The sequence below is a fragment of the Acinetobacter sp. SH20PTE14 genome (genome assembly GCF_021391555.1).
GTDB lineage: Bacteria > Pseudomonadota > Gammaproteobacteria > Pseudomonadales > Moraxellaceae > Acinetobacter > Acinetobacter amyesii.
Genome location: NZ_CP090067.1, coordinates 2,932,951 through 2,945,707, shown reverse-complemented (window position 1 = coordinate 2,945,707; position 12,757 = coordinate 2,932,951). Strand labels below are relative to the sequence as shown.

At 41.6% G+C, this 12,757-nt stretch carries 12 protein-coding genes; 6 read left to right on the top strand and 6 right to left on the bottom strand.

The features are described 5' to 3' along the window. Window positions 1–220 precede the first annotated feature (220 nt). The 3 genes from LXF01_RS14375 to LXF01_RS14365 all read left to right on the top strand — a co-directional run bounded on the left by LXF01_RS14375 (window position 221) and on the right by LXF01_RS14365 (window position 3,412). On the top strand, window positions 221–1,123 hold the full coding sequence (locus tag LXF01_RS14375) for a DMT family transporter (RefSeq protein ID WP_180021141.1): 903 nt from the start codon (window positions 221–223) through the stop codon (window positions 1,121–1,123). A 231-nt stretch (window positions 1,124–1,354) separates the two neighbouring features. Continuing rightward, window positions 1,355–2,296, top strand: a complete 942-nt coding sequence (locus LXF01_RS14370) for a cation diffusion facilitator family transporter (RefSeq protein ID WP_233944608.1) — start codon at window positions 1,355–1,357, stop codon at window positions 2,294–2,296. Window positions 2,297–2,356: 60 nt separating this feature from the next. Then, complete coding sequence (locus LXF01_RS14365; RefSeq protein WP_180024485.1) at window positions 2,357–3,412, top strand: MBL fold metallo-hydrolase; 1,056 nt, start codon at window positions 2,357–2,359, stop codon at window positions 3,410–3,412. An 82-nt stretch (window positions 3,413–3,494) separates the two neighbouring features. Here the strand turns inward: LXF01_RS14365 and LXF01_RS14360 are convergent, their stop codons facing one another. Then, window positions 3,495–5,015 (bottom strand): catalase, encoded by a 1,521-nt coding sequence (locus LXF01_RS14360; RefSeq protein ID WP_111884100.1) that lies wholly within the window; start codon window positions 5,013–5,015, stop codon window positions 3,495–3,497. 1,096 nt (window positions 5,016–6,111) lie between these two features. Here LXF01_RS14360 and LXF01_RS14355 point away from each other — a divergent pair. Beyond that, window positions 6,112–6,447: a hypothetical protein gene (locus tag LXF01_RS14355; RefSeq protein ID WP_180101448.1), complete on the top strand. Its 336-nt coding sequence runs from the start codon at window positions 6,112–6,114 to the stop codon at window positions 6,445–6,447. A gap of 488 nt (window positions 6,448–6,935) precedes the next feature. Here the strand turns inward: LXF01_RS14355 and LXF01_RS14350 are convergent, their stop codons facing one another. Next, entirely contained in the window at window positions 6,936–7,544 is a 609-nt protein-coding gene (locus tag LXF01_RS14350) for a TetR/AcrR family transcriptional regulator (RefSeq protein WP_111884098.1), read from the bottom strand. A 91-nt stretch (window positions 7,545–7,635) separates the two neighbouring features. Between LXF01_RS14350 and LXF01_RS14345 the strand changes: the two genes are divergently transcribed. Both LXF01_RS14345 and LXF01_RS14340 read left to right on the top strand, forming a co-directional pair. Next, entirely contained in the window at window positions 7,636–9,297 is a 1,662-nt protein-coding gene (locus LXF01_RS14345; RefSeq protein ID WP_233944607.1) for an acyl-CoA dehydrogenase family protein, read from the top strand. Between the two features lie 194 nt (window positions 9,298–9,491). After that, window positions 9,492–9,692, top strand: coding sequence for a DUF7230 family protein (locus LXF01_RS14340; protein ID WP_180042069.1), 201 nt, complete (start codon window positions 9,492–9,494; stop codon window positions 9,690–9,692). Between the two features lie 22 nt (window positions 9,693–9,714). Here the strand turns inward: LXF01_RS14340 and LXF01_RS14335 are convergent, their stop codons facing one another. The 4 genes from LXF01_RS14335 to ptsP all read right to left on the bottom strand — a co-directional run bounded on the left by LXF01_RS14335 (window position 9,715) and on the right by ptsP (window position 12,748). Further along, entirely contained in the window at window positions 9,715–9,876 is a 162-nt protein-coding gene (locus tag LXF01_RS14335; protein WP_180110573.1) for a hypothetical protein, read from the bottom strand. A gap of 67 nt (window positions 9,877–9,943) precedes the next feature. Then, on the bottom strand, window positions 9,944–10,102 hold the full coding sequence (locus LXF01_RS14330; protein WP_233944606.1) for a hypothetical protein: 159 nt from the start codon (window positions 10,100–10,102) through the stop codon (window positions 9,944–9,946). A gap of 83 nt (window positions 10,103–10,185) precedes the next feature. Then, entirely contained in the window at window positions 10,186–10,371 is a 186-nt protein-coding gene (locus tag LXF01_RS14325; protein WP_233944605.1) for a hypothetical protein, read from the bottom strand. Window positions 10,372–10,450: 79 nt separating this feature from the next. After that, window positions 10,451–12,748, bottom strand: coding sequence for a phosphoenolpyruvate--protein phosphotransferase (gene ptsP / locus LXF01_RS14320; protein ID WP_180089012.1), 2,298 nt, complete (start codon window positions 12,746–12,748; stop codon window positions 10,451–10,453). Window positions 12,749–12,757: the final 9 nt, after the last annotated feature.

The following is a 12,757-nucleotide window of genomic DNA, read 5'->3' as shown; positions in this document are numbered from 1 at the left end:
CTCTTTTTTAAAGAGGGGCTAGGGGAGATTATTGATCGTTTGAGGAGAAGTCCATATACCCCAAACGATCGGTGGCATTCATACCGCCTCCAATTTAGTTGATAAAGTGGAGAGCAATAATTGGTCTTAAACTTTATTAGTTACTGGTCTTACGAGTAGTTCCAGATCTGAATAGTGGGTTTCAGGTTAAGTCGTTAGAACAATCAAATTTGAGAATGAAATGAAATCTTCACTGCCGCTGACGGCAAGTATATATGCTCTTTTGGTACTGATTTGGGCGACGACGCCGCTCGCGATTGTGTGGAGTGTACAGGAAATACATCCGATGTGGGTGTTGATTATCCGTTACTTCGGTGCATCTATTATTGCGCTGTTTTTGTTGAAATTGATGCGTGATCCTTTGCCGTTTGATGAAACCTCATTAAAAAGTTATGTGGCAGGGAGTTTGAATTTGATTGGCGCACAGTTATTTATTTATCTGGCAGCCAATTATCTCACCTCTGGTTTAATGGCACTGATTTTTGGTTTTTCACCCTTAATTGCCGGTTTGATTGGCCATGTAATTTTAAAAACACATAAATTGGTCGCTTTGCAGTGGTTGGGCATGGCGGTTGCAGTGGGTGGTCTAACTTTTGTCTTTGCAGATTCTGCTGATAGCAAAGTCAATCCAATTGGCGTTGTACTGATGCTAATCAGTATGGTGTCATATATCAGTTCGATTTTTTGGGTGAAACAGATTAACGCACCGTTAAAACCGATGTCTCAGGCAACAGGTTCTCTGATTGTTTCTGCCTTGGGTTCGGTACTCATCATTCCATTTATTTGGCAGCATTTTCCAACCGAATTGCCAAGTGGCCGTGCCATGATAGGTTTTGTCTTTACCATGATCATGTCATCTATTGTGGCAATGCTGTGTTACTTCTGGCTGATCAAACGTTTGGCGGCATCAACGGTGTCACTCAGTAATGTGATGACACCTGTCATAGCATTGGTTTTGGGAGCGACGTTGAACAGTGAACATATTAGCTCCAATGCCTTTGTTGGAATCGTGGTCGTGATGTTTGGTATTGTGATGTACTTTTGGAAAGAGTGGCGCGAGCAATATTTTAATAAAGTACGTTGAACCGTGTACATCTACAGAATTATAAGGAAGCTGCGGCTTCCTTTTTTTTTCTATACCTTTGCGCTAAAGAGCGTGTTTCACATGGAACATGATGGCATTGTCGAAACAATCGACAGTTGGTGTAAAAACAACAAAATAACAAACAACAGCTACAGTCAGTTTGAGTACTATGGAATGAGCTATAAAATCAAATAGATCTGTTTGATAAAAATAAATTTAGGACAATTTTAAATGTCTGAATCTAACAAAATCGTGGTATATGCAGCGCTCTTCGGCAATTTAGCGATTGCACTGGTGAAGTTTGTCGCTGCCTATATCACGAATAGTTCGGCCATGTTGAGTGAAGCTATTCACTCTGTGGTTGATACTTTAAATGAAATCTTACTGCTCTACGGTATGAAAAAATCGCAGCAGTCAGCAAATGCACGCCATCCGTTTGGCTATGGGCGAGAGCTGTATTTTTGGGCTTTTATTGTGGCGTTGATGGTCTTTGCTTTGGGTGCGATCGTGTCGATTTATCAAGGGATTAGTCATATTTATCACCCCGAAGAAATGCAAAATCCGATGATTAACTATATCGTATTAGGTATTGCGATTTTGTGTGAAGGGACCTCTTGGTTTGTGGCATTGAAAGCATTTCGTAAAATCAAAGGGAAACAGGGCTATTTTGAAGCATTTCGACGCAGTAAAGATCCGACGACATTTACCGTGTTATTTGAAGATTCAGCAGCGCTGATTGGTCTGTTTATTGCCCTGATCGGTATCTATTTATCACACGCGCTGAATATGCCAATGCTTGATGGTCTGGCATCAATTCTAATTGGGGTTGTACTCGCTATTTCAGCAATTTTACTTGCACGTGAGACTAAAGGATTGCTCATGGGAGAAACTGCTGACCCACAATTGAGGCATAATGTCTTGATGGTTGCAGAGCAAGATCCAGCAGTGCATTCTGCCAATGGGGTGTTAACAGAGCAGATGGGTGCACATCAAGTTTTGGCATCTTTGAGTCTTGAATTTAAAGATAATTTAACGTCAGATGATATAGAAGCTTGTGTCAACAGAATTGAAGCACAAATTAAACAGCTTCATCCTGAAATTGTGGCACTCTTTGTCAAGCCTCAATCTCGGAAGGTTTGGCTTGAGCGCATGAAAGGTCGTCTTGATCAATAGGTCTGCGAGGTTAAATACTTTGCAAGGTTTGTCAGCATAGTGAATGAATTTTAAATACACATGAATCAAAAAACTCAATCAGCACAGTTTCAAATCAGTACTAAAAGCTGTATGAAACATACGTGGACGAAGCCTGTATTTGATTATCTGGCAACTGACCATTTTAATGGGGAAAAATTCTTTAATACCCTTCAAAATCCAGATGCGTTTACGCGTAAAGATATGCTGAAATGGATCATGACGCGTAAAAGCGATACATGGAAAGTAGATCGTGAGCAAGAATACCAACAGTTTTTTGCTTCTTCGCGTAGCATTCCGCACAATCGGCCATTGGCTAAAATGGATGATTGGTTGGTTTGGTTTGTCGGACATGCGACGGTTTTGATTCAAATTGGGCCATATAATTTTTTGACCGATCCTGTATGGGCGGAGTATGCAGGCCCACGTCAAGGGACTGGACCACGACGTGCTTGTCCTGCAGGAATTGCCTTAGAAGAATTACCTACAATTCATGGGGTTTTACTGAGCCATAATCATTATGATCATATGGATTTAGCAACCTTGAATTGGTTACATGAACAATTCGCTATGCCGATTTATACTGGTTTAGGCAATGCTTATTATTTACCCACACATTTCAATGTCATTGAACTTGATTGGTGGCAATCGGAAATGTTTGAAGATTTGCGCATCGTTTATACGCCTGCACAGCATGGTTCAGGTCGTGGTTGGCGAGATCAAAATCATGCCTTATGGGGAGGTTTTTCCATCGTGCATAGTACAGGACATTTCTTCTTTGCTGGAGATACGGGTTATGCTGCACATTTCAAACAAATCCATACACGCTTAGGTGCACCCCGAGTAGCATTATTACCGATTGGAGCTTATGAGCCACGTCGTTTAATGAAATATTTGCACATGAATCCCGAAGAAGCTTTTCAGGCTCATAAAGATTTACAGTCAAAATGTTCATTGGCAATGCATTATCGGACTTTTCAGTTGACTGATGAAGCTAGAGACCAACCTGAACATGACTTACATCATGCAATGCGAAAAACATCAAAGTTAATGAATCCATTTTTAACCATGCATGAAGGCAAAAAATTGATTGTTTAAGGATTAATTAAAAGGTAATTGGAATATTTAATGCCAAGAAAAAACCACCTTAAAAGGTGGTTTTTTTATTCAAAGATAAAACTTAAAGCAAGCCTGGATTACCTTGAGCTGGATCAGTTGCACGAGCAGCTTGCGCATCCGCTACAGTTAAGCCTAATGCTTTTGCAACACCTTCACCATAAGCTGGATCACATGCGTAACAGTTACGGATATGACGATATTTGATGAAGTCGAGTGCATCGCCCATTGCGCCAGCAGTGTTATTAAACAATGCTTGTTTTTGTTCATCATTCATTAAGTTGAATAATGCACGTGGTTGACTGAAATAGTCGCTGTCATCTTCGCGGTAATCCCACAAGTCAGCATCACCAGTAATTTTCAATGGTGGTTCTTTGTATTGTGGTTGCTCTTGCCATTGGCTGAAGCTGTTTGGTTCATAATGCGGTGTTGCACCATAATTACCATCCATACGGCCTTGACCATCACGACGGTTGGAATGAACAGGGCAACGTGGTGCATTTACAGGAATTTGGTAATGGTTTACACCCACGCGATAACGTGCAGCATCAGCATAGTTGAATAAACGCGCTTGCAGCATACGGTCAGGTGAGAAGCTAATGCCCGGCACCAAGTTACTTGGTGCAAAAGCGGCTTGTTCAACATCTTGGAAATAGTTTTCAGGATTACGGTTGAGTTCGAATTCACCCACTTCAATCAACGGATAGTCGCCTTTAGGCCATACTTTGGTTAAATCAAATGGGTGATAAGGTACTTTTTCTGCATCAAGTTCAGGCATGATTTGAACGTACATTTTCCATTTTGGAAAATCGCCGCGTTCAATTGCATTGAACAGATCGGTTTGTGAGCTTTCACGGTCTTTGGCAATAATCGCTTCAGCTTCAGCATCGGTTAAGTTTTTAATGCCTTGTTGAGTGCGCATGTGGAATTTAACCCAGAAGCGTTCATTATTGGCATTAATAAAACTGAAAGTATGACTGCCAAAACCATGCATATGACGGTAACCATCTGGAATACCGCGGTCAGACATCACAATCGTAACTTGGTGTAGAGCTTCAGGTAGTAAAGTCCAAAAATCCCAGTTATTAGTTGCACTACGCTTATTGGTTTTAGGATCGCGTTTTACTGCTTTGTTTAAGTCAGGGAATTTACGAGCATCACGTAGGAAGAAGACGGGGGTGTTATTACCAACTAAATCCCAGTTACCTTCTTCAGTATAGAATTTAAGGGCAAAACCACGAATATCGCGTTCTGCATCTGCAGCACCACGCTCACCCGCTACGGTAGAGAAACGAGCAAAAAGTTCAGTTTTTTTACCAACTTCTGAGAAAATTTTAGCGCGGGTATATTGGGTAATATCGTTAGTCACGGTAAACGTACCGAAAGCACCAGAACCTTTGGCATGCATACGACGCTCTGGAATTACTTCACGAACGAAATTACCGAGTTTTTCATTAAGCCATAGGTCTTGGGCAAGCAAAGGACCACGTGCACCTGCCGTCATACTATTCTGATTATCTACAACAGGAGCACCAGCATCAGTTGTTAGGTGGGTGACAGGACATTTTTTAACGTCGTCGCTCATTGAGTATCTCCATTATTATAATCATGTATTAAAGTTGGGAGTTATAACCTTTCAATTGATAACACGCTCAACAGCACATGACATTAACCGTTTTGTTAATTCATTTTAAAGTGACAATGTGACAACAGTTTTTCTCTCATTCTAAAATTTTTCAAGCAGCAATCAATCGAAGATAAGTCATAAAACTGTAGCCGTTAAAAGCTTAAAAATCTTTATATACTTATTGACTCTAAAGCTTTCTGTGGCTTTTGACAAATGGAAAAATAGTTTTGAATAAATGGTTAATTCGATGAATCAAGTTATTGAATTTATATTATTTATTTATATATTTTGTTTTAATATTTTATCGATGAATTAAACTCAAATATATCGCTATGATAGGTAGAACAGGACGAAATATTTAAACCCATAATTTTATTATGGATTTTAGTTTTCAGATATTTTTTTTGGCAGATTATAGTTAATGAAAGACTTTTTTATGTTGTTAATATTGGAGAGCTTTTTTAACATTAAAAACATTATTTAATACTTAAAATAAGCTAAAAATACAGCTGAAGAAATATTGGCAAGTGGTCTAAGTTGTTTTAGAAAATTGTAAATAAATTTTTTATGGGGTGATGCTAGTTGGCACACCTATCTTTATTGTTGTCAGGTCAGCTGTTGTCACTCCAGCTTGAATCGATTCCTACATCATATCAACATACTAGGGAACCTTACGTGATCGCATATCGTAGTTGAGGGGGTTAATGGCGAACCCATTTTGATCTCGGGATATATTTTACGCCCAAAAGAATAAGCACTTAAACAAGACTGGACCGTATTGGCATGAGCACATGGCACGACTGTGTGGCTGATACAAGTGCTCCTTCAAGTGATTATACAATAGGCCTGTATATAGTTTGTAACTAGTCATAGATGGTGCAATCGACAGTTGTTTGAGGCATGGCTATGTAGTGGTTGCAACAGGTTATAAAGACTGGGTAAGTCAAAACTGCACCCTCATATGAATGTAGTCAGTTAAGTTTATAATTTGGTGCATTCTGTGCGTGCATAGCATTCTTGGAAGCCGTGGCAATTTAATAAAGACTGGATGGTGATGGGGCATAGTCAAGGTGGTGCAGCTGTGATTGCGGTTGCAGCTCAGGGACAAAAAGATGCGCTTGAATTGAATCTTAAAGCTGCAATACCCTTGGCACCGGGTGGTTATCAATATGAATGTATTGCTGAATACGTAGAAACCAATCCAAATCCAGATACCAATGTAGCGGCATTTTTCCCAATCGTGTTGTTGGGAGCAGCCGCAGCAGATCCATCGATCAATTTAAATCAACTGGTTAGTCCAGATATGCGGTCTTTATTAAATCAGGCCCGTAAACGCTGTTTGTCAGAACTACAAACTGAGTTAAAACAAGCACCTCAGCCAATCTTTTAAAAAATTCAGACTTAAGGCCATCCTTAAGCTATTTAAAACGGCAGTCGATTGAATATAAGACCCTAACCGTAACACTGATGTTTGTTTAAGGCGCCGCAGACCATTTACTCGATCACCTTGGTACTCAAAGTTATTACCAGAAATTGTGCAAATAAAAAATTGCCAGTAGTTATCAGGCGATCCCAAATGGCTATCCTCGGGGTGCATTAGGCCATAGTCCAAAATATACGGCTGAATTTTTAAAGAGCTTACAACTGGCCAGCATTGCAAAGGCGTATAAATGAGATAAGTAAGCTGGCAATAAAAGCTTAACTTCTAAAGCACTTTTATTGAAGGATGAACCAAGTGATGAATGATTTTCTTCTACCGAAAAATGAATTTCCTAAATATCTAAAATAACTGGTTTAAGAGCCGGTTTTTTTGTAAATAACATGACTTTATTTTATTCACTGATACATTTGAAACGTCATTAGACTTGTCCGCGAAGTCTAATCGCGCAACATATGAATTATATCTCGCTTTAATTCATCCCATTCAGTAAAGTTGGGTACGATCAACAAGCTTTGCGACACAAAGCCATAACACACTCTTTGTATATTTAAAGCCATTGGCTTGAGCTTTTCCTCGTTATTTATAAAAGGCTTAAGCATGTGTTGCCACATTTGCACCATCATGACATAACTTTTACGGTAACTTTCAATATCTGAAATCCGCCGTTCCAATAAAAACACCTGTGACCATAAAAACTGCTGCGCTTGAATTTGCTCAATTTGAAAGTGGATGATTTGCTGTAAATACTCTTGAAAATCCAAATCTGTGGATAACTTCATCAGCGATTGTGCATAAGTTTTCATCTGTTCGGCATTGTGTTTCACATGCAAATGAATGGTTAGCGCAATCAAATCTTCTTTTTTTGAAAAATACTCATAAAATGTCCCTAAGCCAACGCCTGCAAGGTCGGTAATTTCACGAATGGTAATTTTGTCGGCAGGGCGCTCATGCAAAAGCCGAACAAAACTTTCCTGTAAGGCTTCTTGGGTGAGCTTTGCACGTGATTGACGCGGCTTACGCCGTATCTGAATGGCTGAATTCTTCATATTGTTAAGCGCTGAAAACCGAACGTCTATGCTTTAAATTTTCTCTATACTGAAATGAAAAGCAAACAAGAACAAGTGGAAAATATAGACGATGAATACATTAGAACAGCCATGGATGACGCATCAAATCAGCAACCAATTTGATGAACTAGAAAACTACAATCTATTTTCAAGCGATACGGTTTTACATGAAATCTTAAAACGCTGCAGCAGCCATGATCAGCCGACTTTATGCGAAATGGGCAAAGTGGCAGGTTCGAGTGAATACTTTCAGCATGGGGCTTTAGCCAACAAACATACCCCAATTTTACATGCCTTCGATGCGCGAGGCCGCCGTACTGACTTTATCGAGTTTCATCCTTCATGGCATAAATGGATGGGACTCAACCGCCAGTTTGATACCCATGCACATCCATTTAATCAGCCAAATTCCAAGGCAAAATGGGTGGAATGGGCAGCACGTTTTTATTTAGCAGGTCAGGTCGAGTGCGGCAATTTATGTCCAAATTCAATGACACTCGGCAGTATTCCACTCATTCAGCGTGAACCTGAACTGTGGGCCAAAATTGGAGAGAAACTACTATCGACTGAATATGATGAACGCAATGTACCGATTGCGCAGAAAAAGTCGATTTGGCTCGGTATGGGCATGACCGAAAAGCAGGGCGGTTCAGATGTACGTGCCAATGAAACTATCGCTGTGCCTGTGGCAGAAACAGGACGAGGCAAAGCTTATTTGCTGACAGGGCATAAATGGTTTTTCTCTGCACCGATGTGTGATGCGCATTTGGTGGTGGCAAAAACCGAACAAGATGGCTTGGCTTGTTTCTTTGTGCCGCGTTGGTTGGAAGATGGCACGAAGAATAATATTCAGGTGCAACGCCTAAAAGAAAAAGTCGGTAACCGCAGTAATTCAAGCTCGGAAGTCGAATTCAAAAATGCGTGGGGCATTATGATTGGTGAGGCAGGGCGTGGCATTCCAACCATTATTGAAATGGCGAATTATACCCGTCTGACCTGTTCGGTCGGTTCGAGCGCCATGCTGCGTCAAGCTTTGGTGCAATGCATTGCCTATACCCGTCAGCGTCAGGCTTTTGGTAAACATTTGATTGAACAACCCTTAATGCGTGCAGTTTTGGCAGATTTGGCTTTAGAGAGTGAAGCAGCGACGCAGCTCAGTTTCCATTTGGCGCAGTGCTATGAATCAGATGATGCCTTGTCTGTGGCATGGAAACGCATCATGACGCCTACAGCCAAATTTTGGATTTGTAAGCGTGCGGTGGAACTGACAGGTGAGATGATGGAAGTCTTTGGTGGTAATGGCTATGTCGATAACGGCATCATGGCGCGCATTTTTAAAGAAGCACCTGTAAATACCATTTGGGAAGGTTCAGGCAATGTTATGTGCCTAGATGTGCTGCGCGCGATTGGGCGTGATCCTAAATCTATTGAGGTGCTGTTTAAAGATTTGGCCAGTACAGCAAGTACAGATGAAAGCTTGCAGACAGAATTGCAGGACTTGTTCAGGTTGTTCCATCAATCGCCTGAAGATTTACAATTTATGGGGCGGAGTTTGGTCAGTCGTTTAACGGTACTTGCACAAGCGGTGTTATTGAAACGCTATGCGCCTGATTATGTAGCAAATGGTTTTATTCAAAGCCGTTATAGTGCGAAACATGGGCAAGTGGTGGGGATGTTGGATGCCAAAATGGTCGATGTAGAGCGTTTGTTGGAACGGGCTTTCGCAAGTTAAATACAATGTATTTCCCTCTCTTAATGGGAGAGGGTTTTGGAGATGGGAATAATGTGGGAAAACAATTTTTTATGGACATGGGACTAACTACGCTGTATCAAAAAGCCATAGGAAAGTGCTTGAAAAAATCTAAAAATAGACCAATATATGCACTACAGCACGAGGGTGCTGTATAGGCAAAAAGGTGAATGTAAATGGCAAAGAAAAAAGTCCTGCCTGAAGTTGAAGTTCGCAACTTTGTGGCAAAACACATGAATGATTTTAACAAAAGCCAAACTTTTGTAGATCGAAAGAAAAATGCAAAACGTGGCTATGCAAAGCACAAAAAAGGGGGATATTCGAATGATTATCTCCCTTTTTATTTCAGTGTGTTTTCTCAGTTTGTAGTCTACTAAACGATTCGGCTTCAGCATCTGCTTAAACAAAGTTCACATCATATTCCATACGTTTTACTGTTCGCTTCGCAATCTCTAGGCCATGCAATTTGGCCACAATATAAAGAGATGCATGGATCCCCGAAGAAATCCCCGCATCATCTAAGACTTCAACTTCGTTGAATAATAAGATACCGACGTTCATTCAGATAGTTCCATGCGGTATTTAAAGGATTGGATTTGAATTGAAATGTAAAGCCTTAAAACAGAGCTTATTTTGAAAATAAGTCTTCAAACATTTTGTTGAATGTGGATTTTTGTTGTGGTCTAGACGCTGTGCTTTGATGTTTTGAGGCGTCATTAGGTTGTTGGAGTACGTGTTCCATTTGACTGGTCAATTGCTCAAACCAAGTGGAGTCAGTATGTTGCATGTGATTTAGCTGTTTGACGCGCTGTGCAGCCAGTACCGATGGATCATTTTTCCCTAAGTGGCGCTGCTGTGAAGTAGTAATTTCTATACCGAGTAAGGGGGGATACGAGAGCGGCTGACCGGAGCTTTGGATTTTGTTGGCTTGGTTGGGCGTGTATTGACTTGTTGTGCTTGGGACGGTCTAGGTCGAGTTGAGGATGCTTTTTCAATCAATGTGTCGTGTTGCAGCTCTAACATTTTTTGTTTGAGTTGTGGATGGATCTTTGTCATATAAAAGGCAATTGCGACAAAAGCCAGAAAAAATAAAAAATCCATCATCACCTCGTTTTATTATTTTACATGAGTGGTCTTAAGCACTCACGATGCGTGTGGCAGATTTCACCATATCACCAAGACCATGAGTCTTGAAGTAATACTCCATCATGCTTTTCACCATCAGTGGATTATTCATGCTCAAGGCTCGATCCAAGAGCTCTTTTGCATCTGGCATCGGCACGTGGCAGATGGCTTTACGGACTTTCAGGATATTACTCGAACTCATCGATAGGGTATTAAAGCCCATTGCCATCAATAAAATAGCGGTGAGTGGATCACCAGCCATTTCCCCACAAATACTAATCGGCTTGTCGTATTTATGACATTCTTGCACCAAACGAGTCAGCGCACGAAGTACGGCTGGGTGTGAGTGTGAATAGACATTGGCAACACGTGGGTTATTACGGTCCACTGCGAGTAAGTATTGTGTTAAATCGTTTGATCCCACTGAGAAGAAGTCAACCAATTCAGCAAATTCATCGATCTGTAATAGCACACTCGGCACTTCGACCATGATGCCGATTTTGGGTTTAGTAATTTTCACCTGTTCTTCTTCTTGCACCGCTTGCCAGTCACGATCGAGCAAATACAACGCTTCTTCGACTTCGCTGACACTGGTCACCATCGGCAGCAAAATATGCAAGTTGTTCAGGCCAATACTGGCTTTGAGCATTGCACGAATTTGGGCTGAAAAAATCTCAGGATGATCAAGGGTAAAGCGAATCCCACGCCAACCCAGTGCAGAGTTTTCTTCTTCAATCGAGAAATAAGGAAGGTCTTTATCTGCACCAATATCGAGGGTACGCATCACTACGGGTTTATTGGCAAAATGACTGAGCTGTTGACGGTAAATCGCCCGTTGTTCTTCTTCACCTGGGAAGCGATCACGCAGCATAAATGGAATTTCAGAACGGTATAGACCGACACCTTTGGCGCCACGTTGTACACCGCGAACTACATCGATCATCAAGCCGGTATTTACAAACAATCGAACTGCGACGCCATCAGGGGTGATGGCATCTTTGGTTTCGTATTGCTTCAGATCTTTAGCAATTTGCTCTTCTTCTTTTTGAATCTCTTTATAACGTGTGCGTAAACGACGAGGTGGATTGATGAATACACGACCTTGATGTGCATCGACAATCATTTCGACATCATCAAGGGTGTTAATCGGAAGTTCAGTCACACCAACCACAGTTGGAATGCCGAGAGCACGCGCTACAATCACCATGTGTGAGTTCATGGCACCTTCAGTGGTCACAATCGCTGCGATTTTATCGACAGGGAGTTCAACCAAAGCAGCTGTAGAAATTTCCTCACCAATTAAAATACTTTCATCGGTGATTTCACGGTGACTGGCATCTGCTTCTTGTAAAAAAGCCAGGATACGACGCCCCAGATCTTTTAAGTCTGAAACACGCTCACGGAGATAGTCATCTTCCATCTGTGCAAAGAGCGCAATGTGTTTATCAATGACAATGCGAACAGCACCTTGTGCCCAGTTACCGTCGCGAATTTCACTTTTGATTTCCGCGGGGAGGGCATTGGCATCGAGCATCCGTAAGAACACGCTAAATAATGCCCGTTCTTCAGCCATGAGGGCATCTTGCATTTTTTCATCAAGCGACTGAATTTCTTGGCGAACTGCGTCTATGGCATTGTCGAGTAATTCGAGCTCCTCACTAATGTCATCGGCTTCACGATCGGGGACTGAAGCCAAGTCAGCAGGTGGATATAAGATAACTGCCCGACCTAGGGCAATACCGCCTGAACCTGAAATGCCTTGGAAGGTTTTGTACGCTGGCAGATTATTCGGCTTACGAAAGACTTCGATATTGCCGACGGCATGTGCATGGGCAATCACCCCTGAAAGCTGAGCGCATAGGGTCACGAGGAAGGATTCGGCAGCTTCGCTAAAGTCTTGAGGTTCTTTGTTTTGAACCACCAAGACGCCCATAACTTTACGGCGATACATCACCGGAACACCGAGGAAGGAATTGTAAATTTCTTCCCCTGTTTCTGGCAGATACATAAAGCGTTCGTGTTTGGGAGCATTGTCTAAGTTGACGATTTCTTCACGTTGTCCCACTAAGCCAACCAAACCTTCACTGGTATGCAAAGAGACATGCCCAACGGCTTCAGGGTTTAAACCCTTAGAAGCCATCAGTAAATAACGATGGTTTCGTTCATCAAGCAAGTAGATTGAGCAGACATCCACATGCATGGCTTCTGCCACTTGATTGACCATTATGTCTAAAGATTCATGCAAACTGGCTGACGCATTAATCTCTTGGACTATGCGTCTTAATGTATCCAGCTGCATGTTCGACATCGTGTCTGC

Excerpts from the sequence above, each read along its gene's own strand:
- LXF01_RS14360 (WP_111884100.1), bottom strand. The coding sequence starts at position 5,015 with ATGAGCGACGACGTTAAAAAATGTCCTGTCACCCACCTAACAACTGAT.
- LXF01_RS14340 (WP_180042069.1), top strand. The coding sequence starts at position 9,492 with ATGGCAAAGAAAAAAGTCCTGCCTGAAGTTGAAGTTCGCAACTTTGTG.
- LXF01_RS14365 (WP_180024485.1), top strand. The coding sequence starts at position 2,357 with ATGAATCAAAAAACTCAATCAGCACAGTTTCAAATCAGTACTAAAAGC.
- LXF01_RS14375 (WP_180021141.1), top strand. The coding sequence starts at position 221 with ATGAAATCTTCACTGCCGCTGACGGCAAGTATATATGCTCTTTTGGTA.
- ptsP (WP_180089012.1), bottom strand. The coding sequence starts at position 12,748 with ATGTCGAACATGCAGCTGGATACATTAAGACGCATAGTCCAAGAGATT.
- LXF01_RS14325 (WP_233944605.1), bottom strand. The coding sequence starts at position 10,371 with ATGACAAAGATCCATCCACAACTCAAACAAAAAATGTTAGAGCTGCAA.
- LXF01_RS14330 (WP_233944606.1), bottom strand. The coding sequence starts at position 10,102 with ATGCAACATACTGACTCCACTTGGTTTGAGCAATTGACCAGTCAAATG.
- LXF01_RS14345 (WP_233944607.1), top strand. The coding sequence starts at position 7,636 with ATGAATACATTAGAACAGCCATGGATGACGCATCAAATCAGCAACCAA.
- LXF01_RS14355 (WP_180101448.1), top strand. The coding sequence starts at position 6,112 with ATGGGGCATAGTCAAGGTGGTGCAGCTGTGATTGCGGTTGCAGCTCAG.
- LXF01_RS14335 (WP_180110573.1), bottom strand. The coding sequence starts at position 9,876 with ATGAACGTCGGTATCTTATTATTCAACGAAGTTGAAGTCTTAGATGAT.
- LXF01_RS14370 (WP_233944608.1), top strand. The coding sequence starts at position 1,355 with ATGTCTGAATCTAACAAAATCGTGGTATATGCAGCGCTCTTCGGCAAT.
- LXF01_RS14350 (WP_111884098.1), bottom strand. The coding sequence starts at position 7,544 with ATGAAGAATTCAGCCATTCAGATACGGCGTAAGCCGCGTCAATCACGT.